This window comes from Mycobacterium sp. NGS15, assembly GCF_059813245.1.
Genome location: NZ_JCALEF010000003.1, coordinates 1 through 19,107, shown reverse-complemented (window position 1 = coordinate 19,107; position 19,107 = coordinate 1). Strand labels below are relative to the sequence as shown.

General features: G+C 63.5%; 17 protein-coding genes and 1 pseudogene. 8 read left to right on the top strand and 10 right to left on the bottom strand.

Going from position 1 to position 19,107, the window contains the following annotated elements:
* Positions 1 to 184 precede the first annotated feature (184 nt).
* Together AC5Y5C_RS07720 and AC5Y5C_RS07715 are read right to left on the bottom strand one after the other, a co-directional pair.
* Positions 185 to 1,384, bottom strand: a complete 1,200-nt coding sequence (locus AC5Y5C_RS07720; protein WP_499970731.1) for an MFS transporter — start codon at positions 1,382 to 1,384, stop codon at positions 185 to 187.
* A complete protein-coding gene (locus tag AC5Y5C_RS07715) occupies positions 1,381 to 2,043 on the bottom strand; it encodes a TetR/AcrR family transcriptional regulator (RefSeq protein WP_499970729.1) in 663 nt (220 codons plus the stop codon). The genes AC5Y5C_RS07720 and AC5Y5C_RS07715 overlap by 4 nt, the downstream gene beginning before the upstream one ends.
* Positions 2,044 to 2,168: 125 nt before the next feature.
* On the opposite strand from AC5Y5C_RS07715, the gene AC5Y5C_RS07710 reads away from it, so the two are divergent.
* Genes AC5Y5C_RS07710 through AC5Y5C_RS07695 form a run of 4 tightly spaced genes read left to right on the top strand, consistent with a single transcriptional unit; the run spans position 2,169 to position 6,941 of the window.
* Positions 2,169 to 5,363: a cytochrome P450 gene (locus AC5Y5C_RS07710; RefSeq protein WP_499970727.1), complete on the top strand. Its 3,195-nt coding sequence runs from the start codon at positions 2,169 to 2,171 to the stop codon at positions 5,361 to 5,363.
* 47 nt (positions 5,364 to 5,410) lie between these two features.
* Positions 5,411 to 6,256 carry an SDR family NAD(P)-dependent oxidoreductase gene (locus tag AC5Y5C_RS07705; protein WP_499970726.1) on the top strand — a complete coding sequence of 282 codons (846 nt, stop codon included), beginning with the start codon at positions 5,411 to 5,413 and terminating at the stop codon, positions 6,254 to 6,256.
* Positions 6,253 to 6,615 (top strand): DMT family transporter, encoded by a 363-nt coding sequence (locus AC5Y5C_RS07700; protein WP_499970724.1) that lies wholly within the window; start codon positions 6,253 to 6,255, stop codon positions 6,613 to 6,615. Before AC5Y5C_RS07705 ends, AC5Y5C_RS07700 begins: the two co-directional genes overlap by 4 nt.
* A complete protein-coding gene (locus AC5Y5C_RS07695; protein ID WP_499971763.1) occupies positions 6,615 to 6,941 on the top strand; it encodes a DMT family transporter in 327 nt (108 codons plus the stop codon). The genes AC5Y5C_RS07700 and AC5Y5C_RS07695 overlap by 1 nt, the downstream gene beginning before the upstream one ends.
* 120 nt (positions 6,942 to 7,061) lie before the next feature.
* Here the strand turns inward: AC5Y5C_RS07695 and AC5Y5C_RS07690 are convergent, their stop codons facing one another.
* Complete coding sequence (locus AC5Y5C_RS07690) at positions 7,062 to 7,733, bottom strand: TetR/AcrR family transcriptional regulator (protein WP_499970722.1); 672 nt, start codon at positions 7,731 to 7,733, stop codon at positions 7,062 to 7,064.
* Complete coding sequence (locus AC5Y5C_RS07685; RefSeq protein WP_499970720.1) at positions 7,730 to 8,641, bottom strand: fumarylacetoacetate hydrolase family protein; 912 nt, start codon at positions 8,639 to 8,641, stop codon at positions 7,730 to 7,732. Before AC5Y5C_RS07685 ends, AC5Y5C_RS07690 begins: the two co-directional genes overlap by 4 nt.
* A 78-nt stretch (positions 8,642 to 8,719) precedes the next feature.
* On the opposite strand from AC5Y5C_RS07685, the gene AC5Y5C_RS07680 reads away from it, so the two are divergent.
* Positions 8,720 to 9,484 carry an MBL fold metallo-hydrolase gene (locus AC5Y5C_RS07680; protein ID WP_499970719.1) on the top strand — a complete coding sequence of 255 codons (765 nt, stop codon included), beginning with the start codon at positions 8,720 to 8,722 and terminating at the stop codon, positions 9,482 to 9,484.
* 15 nt (positions 9,485 to 9,499) lie between these two features.
* A complete protein-coding gene (locus tag AC5Y5C_RS07675; RefSeq protein WP_499970717.1) occupies positions 9,500 to 10,858 on the top strand; it encodes an alpha/beta hydrolase family protein in 1,359 nt (452 codons plus the stop codon).
* Positions 10,859 to 11,081: 223 nt separating this feature from the next.
* Here the strand turns inward: AC5Y5C_RS07675 and AC5Y5C_RS07670 are convergent, their stop codons facing one another.
* On the bottom strand, positions 11,082 to 11,885 hold the full coding sequence (locus AC5Y5C_RS07670) for a hypothetical protein (RefSeq protein WP_499970715.1): 804 nt from the start codon (positions 11,883 to 11,885) through the stop codon (positions 11,082 to 11,084).
* Between the two features lie 25 nt (positions 11,886 to 11,910).
* Here AC5Y5C_RS07670 and AC5Y5C_RS07665 point away from each other — a divergent pair, with 25 nt between their 5' ends.
* Positions 11,911 to 12,096, top strand: coding sequence for a hypothetical protein (locus tag AC5Y5C_RS07665; RefSeq protein ID WP_499970713.1), 186 nt, complete (start codon positions 11,911 to 11,913; stop codon positions 12,094 to 12,096).
* Between the two features lie 240 nt (positions 12,097 to 12,336).
* Positions 12,337 to 12,465, top strand: a complete 129-nt coding sequence (locus AC5Y5C_RS07660; protein ID WP_499970711.1) for a hypothetical protein — start codon at positions 12,337 to 12,339, stop codon at positions 12,463 to 12,465.
* 226 nt (positions 12,466 to 12,691) lie between these two features.
* Here AC5Y5C_RS07660 and AC5Y5C_RS07655 read toward each other — a convergent pair whose 3' ends face one another.
* The 5 genes and pseudogenes from AC5Y5C_RS07655 to AC5Y5C_RS07635 all read right to left on the bottom strand — a co-directional run bounded on the left by AC5Y5C_RS07655 (position 12,692) and on the right by AC5Y5C_RS07635 (position 18,190).
* The gene (locus AC5Y5C_RS07655; protein WP_499970709.1) at positions 12,692 to 13,669 is read right to left on the bottom strand and encodes an LppU/SCO3897 family protein; all 978 of its coding nucleotides are present in this window, start codon (positions 13,667 to 13,669) and stop codon (positions 12,692 to 12,694) included.
* Complete coding sequence (locus AC5Y5C_RS07650; protein WP_499970708.1) at positions 13,638 to 14,294, bottom strand: LppA family lipoprotein; 657 nt, start codon at positions 14,292 to 14,294, stop codon at positions 13,638 to 13,640. The genes AC5Y5C_RS07655 and AC5Y5C_RS07650 overlap by 32 nt, the downstream gene beginning before the upstream one ends.
* A 56-nt stretch (positions 14,295 to 14,350) precedes the next feature.
* Positions 14,351 to 16,195: an alpha/beta hydrolase gene (locus AC5Y5C_RS07645; RefSeq protein ID WP_499970706.1), complete on the bottom strand. Its 1,845-nt coding sequence runs from the start codon at positions 16,193 to 16,195 to the stop codon at positions 14,351 to 14,353.
* Between the two features lie 25 nt (positions 16,196 to 16,220).
* A pseudogene (locus tag AC5Y5C_RS07640) lies at positions 16,221 to 17,527 on the bottom strand (hypothetical protein).
* Complete coding sequence (locus AC5Y5C_RS07635) at positions 17,528 to 18,190, bottom strand: MspA family porin (protein ID WP_499971760.1); 663 nt, start codon at positions 18,188 to 18,190, stop codon at positions 17,528 to 17,530.
* Between the last annotated feature and the right edge of the window lie 917 nt (positions 18,191 to 19,107).

Sequence of the window (19,107 nt, the reverse complement as noted above, 5' to 3'; positions counted from 1 at the left end):
GACTGCAGGCATTAACCGGCATCTAAATGTGCAGTCTTGGTGTGCTTGAAGCAGCAGGCAGTTGGTCAACCTTCCCGACGTTCGTAACCCCTTCCCTGAGTATTTAGTGGGGGGCAACTAGATACGGATCCAGGACGCCCGGATCGCTCGTACCGAGCTCTGGGCTCACCGGACCAACACGTCATCAAGGATCCGGGTCGGCGAGAGCTGGCATGTTTGTGCCGTATGCGGTCAGGATTGCGGCACTGGAAAGTGCCAATACTCCGGCCAGTACGAAAGCGGCCGCAAATCCTCCGGTGAGTGCCCGCGCGCCGGCAGCCACCGCCGTGCTGGTGATGCCTGCCACGCCCCAGCTGACAAGAATCTGTGCATAGTTCCCGGCGAACCTACCGGGATGGTCCTGGGCCCGCATCAAGGCGGGAAGTAAGCCGAAGCCGGCACCGTGCCCGAATAACGTCACGATCGTCAGAACCATCACCGCAGTCATTGTGTGGATGAACGGCACGATAAGCAGTGCCGAGCCTCGGATTAGGAACATGACGACGAAGGCGCGCCGAGCGTCGAGCGAAGATCGCAGCTGCGGCGCGAGCAACCCGCCTAGGAACAGCGCGATGGTGGCAACAGCGACAGCAATCTCGCAGGACCCCAGTTTCGGGCGTTCGCGCGTATCGGCAAGGACGGGAATAATGATGGCCAGCAACAGCATTCCCGGGAAAGCGTTGCAGAACAGCAGTGCGCCAAGAACCCGGCGCGCGGGCCGCGCGGTCGGTTGTGCGGGCTCGATCGCCTCAGCAATTTCGCGGGGTAGCCCGCGGCCCGCGAATACTGCGACCGCGGCTGCTACGCCGCCGGACCACATCAATACAGCCCCGATCGATCCCGTCCCGCCTTGGGTGAAGCGGCTCGACGCGACGAGCATGAGAGCAGCCGCACCGATGGCAAAGCCGAGTGGTCCGATCGCTGAGCCGATCACGGGTCTAGTCGGGAGCGCGGGAGCGACCGTGGCGATGATGGTGAGGTAGGTCAGTCCCACGCCGACTCCCCCCACAGCGAACGTGGCCAATAAGAGGCCGAGGCCGCCGGACCCCACCGCCAGACCGGCGATGAAGATCGCCGCGGCCCACAGCAGAGCGCCGAATGTGGCGGTAGCACGGGCGCCGTAGCGCGCCATCGCCATAGCTGATAATCCGCTGCCCACTGCCAGGCCTGCGCTGGCCGCACCGAAGGGCAGAACTGCCGCGCTCTGCCCCACTGCAGCCGACTCGGGCAGAGTCACCTGCAGCGCGCTCAACCCGTACATGCTGCCGACACCCACCATAAGGAAGAAAGCGCCGACGCTCAGCGCACGGGCAGAAGGAGCGGCGCGCAAGGAATCTGGGCTCACCCTGGGCGGGCCATGCAAGGTCGGATCGGCCCTTCGGTGTCATGGCGTAAATCCGTGGGCGCTGATTCGCCTTTGGCGAGTGCAAGTAGCGTGGCTATCAGCTCCGCGAGATACGCCCATTCGGCGTCGTCATCTGCCAGGGTCAAGCGCTGCAGTGTCAGACCGTCAAAGCCTGCCAGGAAATGGCGCGCTAGCGCCGCTGCCGGCCGGGCCAAACCCTGATTCGAGCGCAGCGCCGCGTCGCCGATCAGTGACGCTGTCACCTCAAGCACCGCGCGCTGATTATCTTCGGCGCTTGCCCGCAGCTGTGGTGAGCGCAGCGCGACGATGTGCATTTCGCTTAACAGCAGATGGGTCTGTGGGGTCTCGCATACGGTTCGCCACAGCCCGATGACCATTTGGCGCAATTCGTTGTCGAACCCCGAGGCATGGCCGGCCGCGTCACGAACCTGTTCGACGAGATCCTGGGTCAGCTGCTCGATGACCGCGCGGTACAGCTCTTCCTTGCTGCCGAAGACATAGTGCACGAGGGCCTGGGCCACACCGGCCTCCGTGGCGATTGCGCGGGTGCTACCCGCGCTCACACCTTCTCGGCTCATCAGGCTAATGGCAGCAGCGATCAGTTGGGGCTTGCGCTCAGCGACGCTCACGTGTGCCACACAAAGACCCTATCCGATATGCAACAGCTGACCTAGTCGATAGACATTGTCATACGACTTTGTCAATTGAACAAGTTGACGCTAGCGTGGTTGCAGACCCCCACTGCCGCACCTTGAGGAGTTCGATGACCGCCACGACCCAATCCCCGGCTCCGATCCCCGAGCCGGCCGCGCTTCCGCTGGTCGGACATGCATTGAGCATTCCTAGCGGGGCTGACGCGCTGCTGCACATGATGTCGCTGGCTAAGGACCTCGGCCCGATCTTCCGTATCCGTGTTTTCGACGATGAGCTGATCTTTGTCTCAGGCGCAGACTTGGTAGCTGAGCTATCCGATGCCACGAGGTTCCGCAAGAGCGTGCACGCCGACCTGGTCCGGTTGCGCGATATCGGCGGCGACGGTCTGTTCACGGCGTTCAACGACGAACCCAATTGGCGTAAGGCGCACGACATCTTGCTGCCCGCGTTCTCGGTGGAGGCGATGCGCGACTACCACGCGACCATGGTTGGTGTCGCCCGCTCATTGGTGAACCGTTGGGATGATCACATCCGGGCAGGACAAGCCGTCGATGTCGCCGCCGACATGACCCGGTTGACGTTCGACACTATCGGCCTGTGCGGCTTCGACTTCGACCTACAGTCCTTCGAGCGTGACGAACCGCACCCGTTCATCGGGGCGATGACCCGCGCGCTGCTGCATGCGCAGAACACCGGCGAAACACTGCCGCTGTTAAGGGGATTGAGGGGCAAGGAGAACCGCCGCTACCACCAAGACATCGCCCTGATGCAGGACGTCGTCGAGACGGTGATACGTCGGCGCCGCGCCGAGGCAAGCACCGGGACCGCCGATCTGCTGGGGCGGATGCTCAATACACTCGACAAACGTACCGGCGAGCCGTTGAGCAATGAGAACATCCGCAATCAGGTCATCACTTTCCTGATCGCCGGTCACGAAACCACCAGCGGCGCATTGTCTTTTGCGATCCACTATCTGGCGAAGCACCCGGCGGTGCTGGCCGCGGCGCAGGCGCAGGTAGATGCACTGTGGGGCAGCAGCGACGATATCGAACCCGGCCATGCCGATGTCGGCCGCCTCACCTACATCCAACAGGTCCTCAACGAGGCACTGCGACTGTGGCCGACCGCGCCCGGATACGCCGTCGAACCCATCCAGGACACCGTGATCGGCGGCCGGTACACCATTGGGCGCGGAACGCCGCTACAAATTCTCATTCCCCAACTGCATCGTGACCCTCAGTGGGGTGACAGTGTGGAATCTTTCGACCCGGAAAGGTTTTCACCCGAACGCAGCCAAGAGCGACCGGTGCACCTGTTCAAGCCTTTCGGGAACGGGGAACGCGCCTGCATCGGCCGGCAGTTCGCCCTGCACGAAGCGACGCTGGTGCTGGCCATGCTGGTGCACCGCTATCGGTTCGACGACTACGCCAACTATCAGCTGCGTCTGGCCCAGACGCTCACCATCAAGCCCGACGGGCTGACCTTGCGCTTGATACGCCGCACCCCGGCCGACCGGCGAAACACACTCCCGAACAACGCTATTCAGCTGTCCCAGGTCGCCGCGGCTCGGTTGCGGTCGGCTGCAGGAGCGAAACTTCTGCTGCTGCACGGCTCCAATCTGGGCACCTCTGCGGGCATCTGCCGTGATCTCGCCGCCCAGGGCGCCGATTTGGGATTTCAGGCCGAGGTGAAATGCCTTGACGACGCAGTCGGTCAGCTTGACCCTGCAACACTGGCGGTGATCGTAGCGTCCTCCTACAACGGGCTCCCGACCGACGACGCCACACAATTCGTCGACTGGATCAACAAACTGCCCGCCGAGTCGCTGCACGGGGTGCGCTACGGCATCCTTGGGGTAGGTGACCGCAACTGGGCCGCCACCTACCAGCACATCCCCACAGTGCTCGATGAGCGTCTGGCCGCAGCCGGCGCCAGCCGCATCGTGGAGCGCGGAATCGTCGATGTCGCTGGAGATTTCGCTGGCATGATAGATCGCTGGACTACCACACTGTGGTCCACGCTGCTACCGGCCGCCGACGATACTGTCTCCTCATCGGCGGGGAGCAGAGCCGGCCGCGCCGAGTCCGCGACGGTATTCACCCTCGAACCGGTCGCCGGGACCGGCGAGGAAGATCTCAAGCGCACGCACGGCCTGCACGAGTTAACCGTCCTACAAACAGCTGAACTCGTCGATATGGACAGCCCGATCGGGCGCTCCAAGCGATTCGTCCAGTTAAGTTTGCCGTCCGACGTCGCCTATCGCACAGGTGATCATCTGGCGGTGCTGCCCCGCAACAGTGCCCCCCTGGTAGAGCGTGTCACTGCGCGATTCGGTGTCGAACCCGACATGGCTGTCATCATCAGGGGCCGCGGACACGGCCAGTCCCCCGTTCCCGTGGATCGGCCCGTGACCGTGCGGGCCGTGCTCAGCGACTACGTCGAGCTGCAACAGCCGGCGACGCGGGCGCAGATCGGCACGCTGGCCCAGCACTGCACGTGCCCACCCGAGCGGGCGGCCTTAGAAAACTTGCGCGATGACGCCGGGGCATTCACCGAACACATCGCCGCCCCCGGAGTCAGTGTCTTAGGCCTGCTCGAGCGTTACAGATCTGTGGAACTTAGCTTCGGAGCATTTCTGGGCATGCTGCCCGCATTGCGTCCGCGCCGCTATTCGATCTCATCCTCACCTTCGGCCCAACCGCACGCCGTGGACCTGATGGCGGCCCTGCTGAAAGCACCACACCGAAGCGGCACCGGCATCTACCAGGGAACCGGCTCACACTATTTGAGCCGGCTGCAACCCGGCGATGTGATCCTGGGCCGGGTACTGGCCTGCAACGAAGCGTTCCGCACCGACCCGCACCAACCATTGATCGCCATCGCCGCCGGAACCGGACTGGCCCCGTTCCGCGCCATGATCCAGGACCGGCTGCACGTGACCGAACCTGCCCCACTCACCTGCTACTTCGGCTGCGATCACCCCGACGTGGACTATCTGCACCGCGCCGAACTCCAACACGCACACGCCCAAGGCGCCGTCGACATGCGGCCAACATTCGCGCGCGCCCCCGAAAACGGCCACATCTTCGTTCAGCACCGAATCCTCGACGAACACGAACAGGTGTGGTCACAGCTGCAAGCCGGTGCGGCACTGCGCATCTGCGGAGACGCAACACGTTTGGTACCCGGCGTCGAAGCCGCGCTGCGAGAAATCTACCTACGACACGGCGGCGACGACGCCGACTCCTGGCTCGATGCGTTACGCACCACAGGCCGATACGTCGTTGACGCCTGGTCGAACTAACCGGCCAAATCGCACACACATACCGACATCCGACACAGGAGAAACACATGAGCAGAAACCGAGCTATCGAAGGCACAGTGGCGATCTCGGGAGCCGGATCAGGTATCGGACGCGCCCTTGCCCAGCGGCTCTCTGCCGCCGGGTGCGAAGTCGCCATCAGCGACATCGACCCGCAAGGACTCGAGGGCACCGCCTCCACATTGCCGGGGCCGGTACTGGCCAGGACCGTCGACGTGCGCGACGCCGCCGCGCAACACGACTTCGCCGCCGAAATCCGTCACTGGTCGCGCAGCCCGATCTCTGCGGTGTTCAACAACGCCGGTATCGCGCTAGATGCCAGCGTGCTCGACGGCAACCCAGACGACGAGAACTTGCTGTGGGACATCAATTTCGGTGGCGTCGTCAACGGCACAAAGGCATTCCTGCCGATCCTTCTCGAGCAAGGCTGCGGCACCATCGTCAACATCTCAAGCGTCTATGGACTCGCCGGTATACCGACCCAAAGTGCATACTGTGCAGCGAAATTCGCCGTCCGCGGATTCACCGATGCTCTCCGGCAGGAACTACGCGGCACCGGGGTTTATGCCAGCACCGTCCATCCCGGTGGCATCAACACCAACATCGCCCGCAATGCACTGATCGGTGACTCCTCCCAGGATGAGCGCGCCCGCGAACAGCTCATCGACGAATTCGCCGCGATGGCCCTCACCGAACCCGACGCAGCCGCCGCCATCATCTGCCGCGGCGTCGCAGCCCACAAGGCCCGCATCCTCGTTGGCGCCGACGCCCGGGTCATCGACATACTCACACGCATCTCACCCACCCACTACTACAGTCTGATCAGCCGATTCGAGACCCTGCTCAGCCGATGCCGACAGGGCACCAGGCGATGAGACACGTTGCGCCAGCCCTGGCCTGTGCCATCGGCCTGGAAGTGGCCGCGACATTGACCCTTCGTGCCTCACAGGATCACCTCCTGTGGCTGCCAGCGGCCGCTCTGGGATACACGGGGGCCTTCTTCCTGCTCGTCGCGGTGCTGCGCGCAGGCATGCCCGTCGGCATCGCCTACGGAATCTGGGGCGCCTCAGGCACTGCCGTCACCGCGCTTGCCGCAGCAGCGATTTTCGGCGACCGGCTGACCCTGCCGGTCACCATCGGGATAGGGCTTATCGTCGCCGGTGTTGTCCTGATAGAAAGCGGTGCACGCGTCGCCGCAACCGAGGATCCGCGAACGCCAAGAGGCACATCATGATGTGGCTCACCTTGTCCGCCGCAATCATGCTTGAAGTCGTTGCCACATTGTCGCTGCGAGCATCCCGCGGGTTCACCCGAAAGCTCTGGATCGCCCCCGCCGTCGCCGGATATGCCAGCTCGTTTGTACTGCTGTGGTTCACCTTATCGATGGGCATGCCTGTTGGTATCGCTTACGGCATTTGGACCGCCTGCGGTGTCGTCCTCGTGGCGGCGGTGGCGCGCATACTTTTCGATGAGCCACTCACCAAAGGAATGGCTGTAGGCATCGCCCTCATCGCTGTCGGTGTTCTGATGATCGAGATGAGCGGTTCAGTACCGCGCTGAGCCGGAACGGCTGTACGGTGCCGGCCACTCGGATCAGACATCCACCGCCAGAAGCGCGCAAGCCCATCTCGTCTCCTGTGAGCCGACTGTTCTTTCAAATCCCGGGCGGCCCTGCAGCTCTCAGGTTTTCGCCAGGGCGGTGATGCCTCCGTGGGTGAAACGCACCAACGCCTGGTGGCGTTCGTCGATGTCACGGGCGTGCATGCGGCCTGCGCTGAGGCTGTCCAGGCGCATGTTGGCGCAGTAGGTATGCATCGTGGCCGCGACCAGGTGCAGGTAGGCGTCGTGGAGGGCGGCCTCACCCGCGCCGGGAAACAGCTCGTGCAGATGGGCGATGAAGTCGGCGGCGATGCTGTTGAACTCGTCGGCCACCAGTGCCCGGATGGGGTGTCCGGAGTTGTTGAGCTGAGCGATGAGGCGAAAGTAATTGTCCCAGCCCGGATCGCCGGCGCGTTGGTGCATCGGTTCGGTGAATGCTTCGATAAGCGCACGCAGGCGCCGGGTCCGGCTGCCGCGTGCCGGTACTGCTGTCAGGCGCGTTCGGCGGTCCTCGTTGAGCGGCTGGATACGTCGCAGCACGACAGCACGAAACAGCCCTTGCTTACCCCCGAATTGCTCACTGACCGCGGCCAGGCGTGTTCGGGCGTGGTCAGTGATCTCGCGAACGCTGATCCCGAAGTACCCCCGCTCGGCGAAGAGTTCCTCAGCACTGTTGAGCAATCGGTTCTGGGTATCGGCGCGGCCGGCTTCACGCGCGCCGACGCGCTGACCGGTCGGTGCGGTGGTGGTCACGATGCCACGATCCTGTGCTGGATGCTGCCGATACCCTCGATACCTAACTCCAGGGTGTCTCCGGCCTGCAACCAGTGCCCGGTTTCCATCCCGCTGCCGCCGGGAAGTGTTCCGGTGCCGAAAAGCTCACCGGGCCGTAAGTGTTCGCCGCGGGATGCGTGAGCGAGAACCTCGCCAAGACCGTGCTGCATGCCTGCGCTACAGACCGTGCTCACAGTGGTCCCATTAATGGCGACTGATCCGCGCAATGTGTCGATGTGGGGCAGGATTTCATCGGCGCTGACCGCGACCTGCGACAGCGAGCTGGCGAAGTGCTTTGCTTTTTGCGGGCCGCACCCGCTGTCCATTTCGGCGCGCTGCACATCGCGGGCGCTGAAGTCGTTAAGCACAACGAAAGCGCCAATCGCCTCGAGGGCCTCAGCAGCTGTGGCGTTGAACAACCCGCGGGCCAGCACGAAACCGATCTCCAGCTCGTAGTCCAGCGCATGGCTGTAGGGCGGTGCGGCGACCGGGGTGCCTGTAGGCACGAACGTCATGGCGTTGGACATGTAGTAGATGGGCTGGGCATAAAACAGCCGCTTGGGTCTGAGCAGGGGGAACGTTCTTCGGGTGATCGCTTCGGCGGCCTGGACAATCCAGTACTGGCCTGGATGAAACCGGCGAATCAGGCCTTTGCTCGCATCTAGGACGTGGCGCTCGTAGAGCATGAAGTCGCGGAACGAGGCCGGTTGAAACGGCAGCAGGAACTCACTGCGCTGTAGGTGCTCGTCGGCGCGCGCAAGTTCCCATGCGCTGTCGAAAACCGGGCCTCCGAGCCATGAGCGGTCAGCACTCGGCTGCCAAACATCGTTATCTGCCTGCGTTTGCAGTTGCAGGCCAGCAGGTGTGCGCACGCGCCTGAGCTTCATCCGGTGTCCTCACTTCAGTCCGGAACATCTGTTCCGGACGCCGCTGTTTCGATGCTAGTCTCGGAACGATCGTTCCGGATGGAAGGGGTCGCTATGCAGGAGGTCGCCGCCGACGTCCTCTGTGTCGAGGGCACTGACGTCAACTGGATCCTGCTACGCGACGGCAGCGACCTGACTTTGATCGACGCTGGCTGGTTCGGTGACATTGCGCGGGTCGAGCGCTCGATCCGCGCGTTGGGCCGCCACCCCGGCGACGTGGCCGCGATACTGCTGACCCACGCCCATCTTGACCACATGGGGGCGATCAACCACTTCCATCGAAGTTATGGCACACCGGTTTTCATGCACGCCGCAGAGGTCGCCCACGCACGCGGCGGGCACCTCCAGCAAGCCCGGCCCAGCGATATCATCAAACGCTGCTACCGACCGGCGGCTCTGGGCTGGACCGCGCGGATCATCGCCGCCGGCGCCCTCAAACACCTGTCCATTGCGCATGCGCAGCCCTATCCGGAGCCTGGTCCGCTTGATCTCCCCGGCGCCCCAGTGCCCGTCCCCTGCGCCGGGCACACCTCCGGGCACAGCGCTTTCCACCTGCCCGACAAGGGTGTGCTCATCACCGGCGACGCACTGGTGACCGCCCACCCGCTCTCGCCCACCGCCGGGCCCCAGCTACTACCGGCATTCTTCTCTCACGCACCCGCCGATGCCGCGGCCGCGCTGGAGACTCTGGCCAGCATCGACGCCGAGCTTGTCGTCCCGGGACACGGACCACCCTGGCGCGGAACGCCATCAGCCGCCACCGAACATGCCCGACGCCACGCGCACACCACCCTCGAACGCTGAAAAGGACTACGCCCCATGGCCGCCGCCAGCTTGCTGCAGAAGATATTCGTGACCGCCTGTGCTGTCACCCACACCACAAACTTGGCCGCGCGCTGGAGCGGGGCGGCACCCTTTTTGCCGAAACTGTTCGTCCTGCGCTACGCCAACATGGGCGGCCTCGACCACACAGACTTCACCCAGCAACTCCGACACGCGCGCTCGTTCCACGACGACCGCTGGTGCAATTACTGGAACCGCATCGCCACACAACACGCCGAACGAGCCACCGAACTGCTGTACGAGCTGGCCGGCACCGACTTTCGCGCCGTCCCGAACCTCACCGACCCCACCACGGGCAGCGCCGAAGAAGACATCACAACATTGGCCGCACTGATCGCGCCCGGTGCGGTGCTGTTCGCCGATCACGGACCGCAGTCGGGCCAACACGCCATTGCGCGCCTCGTCGACACACACGCCCCCACCGCTGACAGCCCGCGAATCGCCCTAGCTTTCAGGGCGATCGATGCCTGGGTCAAAGCCATCACCTACTATCAGGTCAGCGCTTTCCCAGGGCATAGCCCACATCGCATGCAGGCCTACCGGCGCTCACAGAACCTTTTCGACACATTGCTCAGCGCACTGGCCCCGGCGATCGACGTCTCGGTTGAACAGGTTGAGATTCCCGTCGCCGGCGGCGACACCGTCCGCGGCTGGCTCGTCCTGCCTCCAGTGCCCGGACCCCACCCCGTGGTGTTGACCACCAACGGCCTGGAGGGCACTGTGCAGGAACTGGCCATCGGACAAATGCGCTACCGCGGCTCGGGCCTAGCGATGTTCATGATGGAAATGCCCGGCAGCTATGCCTACACCCGACCAATGAGCCCAGACTCCGAAGCTATCTACCGCGCAACGATCGACCACCTCGCCGCCGACAAACGCCTCGACGCAAAACGTATTGCCATGGTAGGGGTCAGCTTCGGCGGCTACTGGGCCGCGCGCATGGCCGCCAACGATGACCGGCTGGCCTGCGCCGTTGCCTGCGGAGCACCGACCCATCGCTCCTTCAACGGTGGAACCCTGGGCACACCCGAAATCATCATCAGCGCCCTCGCCGATACTCTCGGCGCAACCAACCCCCTCAAACTCGTGCGTGCCCTCAAAGCACTGACCATCCAGGATCGCTACGCGCACATCAGCATTCCGCTGCTAGCAATCAACGGTGACCACGACACACTCTTGAGCACCCAAGACACCATCGACCTCGCCGACGCGGCACCAAAGGGCGAACTTGTGCTCTATCCCGGAGACGACCATTGCGCCATGCGCCACTACCGCCAATGGCTCGACCACTCCCAGAGCTGGCTCAAAGGCCGCCTCGCGGCCACACCAAATTGACTCGCCCACAGAAAGCCGGACCAGCACGGACACCTTTGGACGTTGCGCGGTTACCTAAACGCGCCGGATGCGGCAAGATCCATGCATCGGCCTCAGGGATGCACGACGACACGAACGCGGCCTAATGACGGGATACCGGCCTGTATTGGATCAGCACGGTGGTCAACCGTTGCACGCAGTGCGGGATAGTAAGTGCCCGGCGCTGGGTAACTTACACGTCGATCTACCTGTATGCGACCGGCACCGCCGGAGTGCGGTTCTGCCGCCGGGACAAAGTTGCCGGAACCGTTGTCGTCCAGGCTAACTCGGTGACGCGCCCGCTCTGATCTGGCAACTCGACCGTCGCGGTCAGTGCCACGGGCTGCCCGATGGCGACGTCCACGCGCTGCTGACCGTCCGCGGACAGGTCAACGCTAGCTTGCAGGCCATGGCGTTCAACCGCCGATCTCGGCACCTTCACCTGGCCGTCTTCGACGCGGTAGTTCGTCGAAGGTGCTGGCGGCACGCCGCTTTCGACCCACGCGGCAACATCGAGCAATGCCCGCTGCAGCACTCCGCTGTAGTCGATTAATCGCGGTGTCCGCGCCACCCTGTGGTCGGCATCATCGGTAAACCACAGCCTGAACTGCTGATCGTAGCGATCGCCGAGTGCAGCCCTGACTTGTCTTGCGTACCAGTCGCCGTGCAGCGGAAACGCGTCCGCGTCGATCAGGTTGCTCAGCGCGATGACCTTGCCCTGGATGGTGCCGGTGTGCCTGCCACCACCGCTGACTCCCTCGGCAATTGCCGCGCTGGCGAGCACGGGGCGCTGAGGATAGCGAGGGCTTCCGTCTGGCAATCGGTACTGACCGTAGCCGTCGAAACCTGGACGGCCCAGAACTTGGCAGCGCGCATATGCCGCCACCGCGATGTACCAACTGTTGTCCAGTCGCAGACGGCTGCCCACACGGACTTTCGCGCTTAGGTCGGCGCTCGGTGCCGAGTCGATTCGCACGGTGCGCGCGCTGCGTTCAAGGGTGCCTGTCACCGCCGACGAGGCAGGGGCACCGACGATGGAAACGTCAACCCGGCCCGTCGTATCGGCCGACAGGCAGATCAGCAAGTTGCACTGTGATCGCGTTGTTCGCGTCGGCATGGACGCCGGCGACCGTCGCTTCACCACCGATGCGGGCTTGCCTCAGGCGCTGCCCGAGCGGCGTGTCGGCGGACCCGACTTGCTCCAGAAGTCTTCGGAGTAGCCGGGACCGAGAGCAACCCGTCGGTTGCGCTCAGTCCGAGAACGTAGCCATAGTCCTCCCAAGCTCGCAGCGGTAATCCGGGCGCCGTGACTTCCTGCAGCACTTGAGCTTCGGTGACATCCAGTCCCTTAAAGGGGTCACTACCGCCACCGGGTGCTACTGCGTCGGCGATGCAGCTTACGTACAGAGCGCCAGTCTGGTTCCTCCTCCAAGTCCGGTGATTGGCCAAGGTATTAACCGATGACGTCCCGGGCGGGTGTGGTCTTCGAAGTCGGCGAAACCGACGGCGCGCAGCTGTTGGAAGATTCCATCGGATGTGAAAGAGCTGAAAAGCGGTTCGCCAGCACTCGCGAGCCGATCGCTGCATGACGGCAGCCGCGCGCAGTCCTCGTCGATGTCGGCAGGCTGCACGTGGTCGAAGACCTTGCCTGGCTGGGTCCACCCGGCGAGGTATTCGAAAAGTCGCTCTTTCTGGATCAGCGCAAAATGGTTCCATTGAGGCACCATTCACACAGCAACGGTAGATGCGGTGGCATCATCGTCCGACGCACCACGGCCCCATGGGGATCGGCGGCCACGCATCAGGTGAGGCGCGCTAGGGCTGGGTTTCCGTGCAGATGGTGTAGAGGCGTACGGGGTGGGCGAATCCGCCTTGGCTGCAGTCGTGGGTGTGGTTGACGTTGCGGAAGACTCGTACCGGTTTTTCTTTGTTGGGTATGGCGGGGTCGTCGCAGGCGGCGTTGATGATTTTCCCGGGCGTGATGGCTAGGCAGCGTCCGGTTTGCCATGCGTAGTCAAGGCATGCGGTCCATTGTCCGTCCGGTCCGTTGTGGTAGTAGCTTTGGTCGGCATCGCCGATGCATTCACGGGGGTGGCTGACTTGCTGGATGATTTTGACGTTGCTGCGCTCGGAGTCGCAGGGCACGACCGTCAGGGTTGAGTGTGCTGCGGAGCCGCCGAGTTGCGCGCAGGCACCTACCGGCGCGGCGGTATCCGCTGTGGAGACCTTTTGTGTGGGGTCGGGGTACTGGCGGGGCAGGATGGTGAAGTCGGGTGGCGCCAGGGGAACCTTGTCGAGGTCTTTCCACGCCTGTTCCCAGGCCGCCGCTATTTCTTTGTCGGTGTACTGGCGGTGCAGCCACCCTTGGCTGATGGCCAAGTAGTCGGCACCGACGGCGACGGCAGCCACGATCGCGACTAGGCCGGCCGCCAGGGCGCGGCGGCCGGTGTGCGAGGTGCGTGTGGCCAGCAGCCAGGCTGCCGCCATTGCCAGTGCGGCGACCAGGAACCACCAAAGGCCGTGCCCGGCACGGCGCCACCAGATCATGTCTGCGACAGCAAGGGCTGTCACGACCGCCAAAGCTGCACCGGCAGCCATGGTGCTGCGGGCGATTGGTGGACGGCTCACCTCGCGATGGTGGCCGCCGGATTGCACAGGGCCGGTGGCCGTGTCGTCATCGAGCTGTTCGATCTTCGGTGTGTCGCCGCTGTCAGGAAGGTCGGGTTCAGCGTTGTTCATATCGTCAGTCATGTTCTGGGCCTTACCGGGTGCTGCCGGCGGGGGGCTTGCCATGTTCGGACTGGTAGCGGTCCAGAGTCTTCTGCCATAGCCGACAACCCACCGATCCTCCCAGCCTCGCTACGACGCGGGTACCAATTTCGAAGCTATTCGTCCATTGGTTGTTGGGGTCCGGGTTGTAGTCGTTGTCGTGGATGACGATGTCGTGGTTTTGCGCCACATCGGTATTCCCCGCCCACTGCGTGATTCCGAAACCGCGTGCTTTGTCCTCGACGATCTTGACGGCAGTTGGCCACACATCCTCGGGGATCGGGCCGCTGAACAGTGCAGACCGTGTATTACGGGTGACCGCCAGCACCGATTCCTCAGCGAGTGTCTCGTACCGGGTGTCTTGGAGGCAGCTGAGCCAATGGAGCCCGTCATCGTGCCATTTCCAGGTCAGACCGGGCACCAGGGCAGCGATCTGGTCGGCCATCTCAGCGATGGCGGCTTCGGCAGCGGCATATCCCTCTTCCGAGGAGCCTTTCGGGGCGAGCTTGGCGATTTCCTCCTGGAGGCGCTCAGCACTCATCGGACCCTTACTCGAGCCGCCGCCGCAACCGCTCATGACCAGGACCGCGGCCAGCAGTGCCGCAGCCCCGGCACCCCAGCGCGAACGTGAACGTGAACGTCTGGACATGGCATACACAGATCCTCCTGCGTGGACGTTATCGCGATACTTTCGCACCTGGAACCTCACTTCATTTCCTTGGTGACCGTGCCAGTCTTTCCAGGTATCGCCAGCCCTGGCTGGTTGATGAGCACGGTAGCCAAGTTGTATCCCGACATGCGCAGCTCATTATTCGAGCCTTTACGGGGATATTCCGAATGTCCGTAGGCGCGTTCGCGGAACTGGTTATCTAGCGGGCTGCAGCCTCCCTGGTCAGCGAGCAATTGCTTGAAATTCCCCTTATAGGGGCTGGGCCACAACGGGTTGATACCGCCGATCAGATCATTCTCGGCCAGCATCGCGAACACCCGATCGGGACTCATCCCCAGCCCACCGGGTGTGCCCGCGGCCAGACCCGGCGAGCCATAGAGCACTGCGTAGTCGACGTACTCCGATGCGCCGTTCTTGAGGGCATACGAGCTCAGCAGAGAACCGTACGAATGACCGAAGAGGGCCACCGTCTGGTTCGGGTTGGTCGCCTGCATCATGGATAGGAACAACTTCAGGTTCTGTGCCCCCTTTGCGGCCTTACCCGGGGTGGCGGCCCCCAGGTCGATGCCCGGCGCGTCGTAGCCGATCCACGCGATCGCGGCCACCGTCTCGCCGCCGTGGCCGGACAGCTGCAGTTGCTTGCCGCCTTCCACTGCGAGGTTGTACGCCTCAGGAACCATGCTCGACAGCGACGAGGATGTCCAGCTGGTGATTCCGGGCACCGTCACCGACACGTGATCGGCCACCGCGGGATTGCCTACCGAGATCGCTGCCAGAATCCGCTCACTGGTATCCCACATTCCCCGGCCGGTGGTCGGTGTGCCCGGGCCGTTGAAATCCACCAGATAAGTACTCGGCGACTGGGCTAACGCGTTCTCAATCGACTTGATCTCATTGAGACGGTCATTGATGTTGGAGAGCTCGCCGCGGTTGCCGATATTGCGGCGCAAGAAGCTGTCATTAATCTCGTTTCGGCGGCTCTCCAGCCACTTCTTCTGCTCTGCCATCTGCGAGCGCAGCGCCGTATCAGCATCGTTAGGGCCTGATGCAATCGCCGAGGCAGCCTGGCCATCTGGCACATTGACGGGCTGTCCCTTGCACTTCTGGGATTCCTCGTCGTTGGACTGCTTCTGGTTGTTGCGCGGATTTGAGCAGTTGCAGCCGTCCTCGCCGGGGCCTTCCCGGCCCGGAACCAGCTGCCCGCCAACACGAGCGCCCCCACCAGCACCGGGGGTCCACACCGTCTCCGCGATTTGGTAATGCTGTGCAACTTCATCGCACTGCTGGCGCCGCTGCTCAGAATCCTGGCTGTCTTGGTCCTGCTGTTTCTGTTGCTGATCAGACTGCTGTTGCTGCTGATCGGCCTGCTGCTGTTGCTGCGGCTGCTGCTGCGAGCCTTGTTGTGGCGAGTTCTGTTGCGGGGCTTGGTAATCGGGGTTGGCCTGGCCGGGCCCTTGGGTGTAGGGGGTGGCGGTTTGGTAGTCGGGGGGCTGGGTGCCGTGCTGTGGCTGTTGATTGCCCGGCTGTTGTGCGCCTTGCTGGCCGGGTTGCTGTCCGGCTTGCGGGGCACCCGAGTTGTAGATGCTTATCCCGTTGTCCTGGTTCAGTGGTGGCTGGTTACCACCCTGGTAGTCGGGCATGGAGTTGGGCATCCCGGGGGGCTGGAATTGCGAGCCTCCGCCGCTTTCCATGCCCCCGGTGGGTCCGGGCGGGCCTGTGGGGTCCGCGGTGGCACCCGGTATCAGGTTGATGGCACCGATCCCTGTCGACTGGTCGGTGATGTGCCAGCCCGCCATGGCCACAGCGGTGAGCGCGACGGCCGCCAGGCTGCGCCGGATGCCCACGGGTACAGACGTTTTATGCGCCTTCATCGGTGTCATCAGCGGTCGCCTTTTCTCTTCAAGGTCATGCGCGGCAGTAGCGGTTGTTGTTGGATGGCAGCCGGGAGGTGTCGGTGCCTGCGGTGGCGGGTTGGCAGAGTGGGTCCGTCAAGAGATTCTCTTTAGACCAGGCAGCATGGCCGTTGGCCACGCTCAGGCAGGCGTCGTATTGATCGCCGGTCTGTCCGAAGGTGGCGGTGCATTGGGCGGACATGTTGGCGAACGCCTGGTTTTTGCATGTATTCGCGCTGTGTAGTGCCGGACTGACGTCCAAGCACATGGCTTGGCGTTGGCACGAACCCAAAAAGCTTGCGGTACGGCCGTCTTCGGAGCGGTACTCATTGGGCCCCGACAGACAGGTGTTGGCGTGTCGCTGCGCATAGAGCGTGGCATCCACGTTCGCCGGCCGCATCGCCCCTGCCGGATCTGCAATGTAATCGGTCGGTGGGGCGATGATTTGCGCCGCCTTGACCGCTTCTGGAGCACCGCCACCCTCCGGCAGCCCGTCCCAGTCGCTGGCCAGGGCCCCGGTGGCTGGGACCGACGAGGCCCGGTAGGACAGGGTGATGGTGATCGGGAAAGCGAAGATGTCGGCTGGGCCCATTTCCAGGCGCAGGTTGGATTGCTGATAGACGTAGTCGCCGTGGATCATCGGCGTGATCTGCACCGGGTTGCCCTTCGCGTCTCGGGCGACCGGAACGCTCACGGTGGCAATGGTGGTGGCGGGATGCCCTGGGGTAGCGTCGCTTTCAACTAGGACCGTGTTGGCGCCTTGGCGCACGTGGGTGCCTTCGGGAACGCGTAGCCCGAACGTGAAATCCTCCGGGGCGAAAATGGTGCGTCGCATGATGTTCACATCCGCACCCCCCCGGCGAACGGGGTGATCCGGTAATCGGTGTCACGAGAGGTGAACGTCGCGTTTCCACCCTCACCCCAGGCGGCCGCCGACAGCTCACGCTCATGTGGAAGATGCAGCGTGACTGTCTTGCCTGCGATCGCGGTCGGCAGCACCGTGCCATCCGTGGCGGACGGAGAGATAGTGGCATTGGAGCGTTCCCGAGCCGCCGCCAACGGCGGCCCCACACCCGGCCCAAGCCCCAACGGGGTGTTCGTTTTCGCTTGCGCCCCACCAATGTTCTGCACACGAGGCATATCCTCGGGCTGAGCCACCGGATACGGGATCGGCTTCGGCGGCGGCACCCCAGGATCCGCCGAGGCCCGCGCAACATCGAACCTGACCACCGCAAGAACCGTCAAAACACCGACAATTGCGATGACAGCTGTGCGCCAGCCCGCCCCAGAGCTCCGACTCCTCCTCACCCACACAGTCATCTACAGGTCCTTGGGTTCGCCGTAGATGGTTTGGGTGTCATTGCCGTTCTCAGTGCGGATCCGGAACGTGGCAAACGACTGGATTTTGACCTGGCCGCCGCAGCCGTCAGCCTCAACGTTCTGGGTGCGCACCCGCGAAACCGCCTTCATGTTCCGGAAGTTGATCCGGTCCATCGGCAGCTGCGCCAACCCGCCCGGCTTTAGCAACACCCGCATGTAGCCGCCGATGTGCTCCTGGGCACCCAAGGAGCCCCCGACCGATCCCCCGCCGAAACCGCCACCGCCGCCGCCACTTTGGCTGCCCTGGCCGTAACCGCCGCCATACACCTGACCGTTAACCTGTTGCGATAGCGTCAAACCGAGGTCACCGCCCAACTCCACCCCCGACGAAGAATCAGTACGGCAACCCACGAAATACCCCGTCTCCAACTGAGCATCCTGGATCACGGCGCTGCCCTGACCGGTGATCGTGGCCTCGGCCCGATACGACACCCGGGCCTGCCAGCTGTTGCTGGCACCGGCAATATTGTCGATGTGATCGATGACCTCATCGGTCATAGTCAGCCCCACAGTCCAGCCATCATCGGTGACGAACTGCTGGTACTGGTCTGGCATCGCCTGCGGATCGGCATGCGCTATCCCCGGGACACTCATCAGTGACATCGCCGCTGCCGCCGCGGTTACACGATTACTCCGCACAGCACCACGCCCCGGCTGGTTACCCCCACAAGCCTTGCGTGTCCGTTTCACAGCATTCAACGCCGCGCCCCCCATGTCTATATCAGCGACAAGCTCGCGGCAACCGTAACCTACGCAGGTCCAGTGTGCAATATAAGCAATATCGCAGGTACACACGCTGACGTTGCATTCACAATATTGCAACTGGCTACCAATTTCCGTTACCAGCTCTCGGCGACCACTGAGCATCCTGCCTCACATTAGGGCGCCAAACTGCATGTTGCCCTCAAGACCCAGGCAAGGAGCCTGCCGCTGGCCCGCTACATGCCGCTCTCCGCGTGACGCCCTCTCTGACACTTCCCACCACGCACCCGTCGATGGCTCATCCACCGGACACACGACCACCCCGTTTTGGCCACGGGAGCTCTGGACATACCGCCGGGCCCCTACGGGCGAAGTCCTGAGCGCAGAAGTCGCCAATATTTTGCAGGGATTGATCGCTCAGCTGCGCCGGGGTAAACAGGCTTGGCCGGCATCAGCCGCTCACAGCCAGACCGGATGCTGCACGGAATGCCGACCACCAACCCATTTCGGACACGCCCGACACAATGTCGACGCACCGTCGGATAGTTCGCTGACCATCGTCTCGTGCCTGAACTCGCGCCAGGCCGACCCTGCTCACACCACCGCGGAGTACGGAATTAGTTACCGCGGCAACGGTTTCGGTCTCACACCTCAGCGGAAGGCATCTAAACGCCAACGGCACGCCGTTGCACGCATATGCTCGTGAAACAGTTGCGACACGTGTGCCCACGGAGAGGAGAGCCGATGAAGATCCAGGACGAGTACCCGCGCGCTTCCTCTCAGTGGCCCAGTTCGACAACAGCACACTCGCGGCAGCT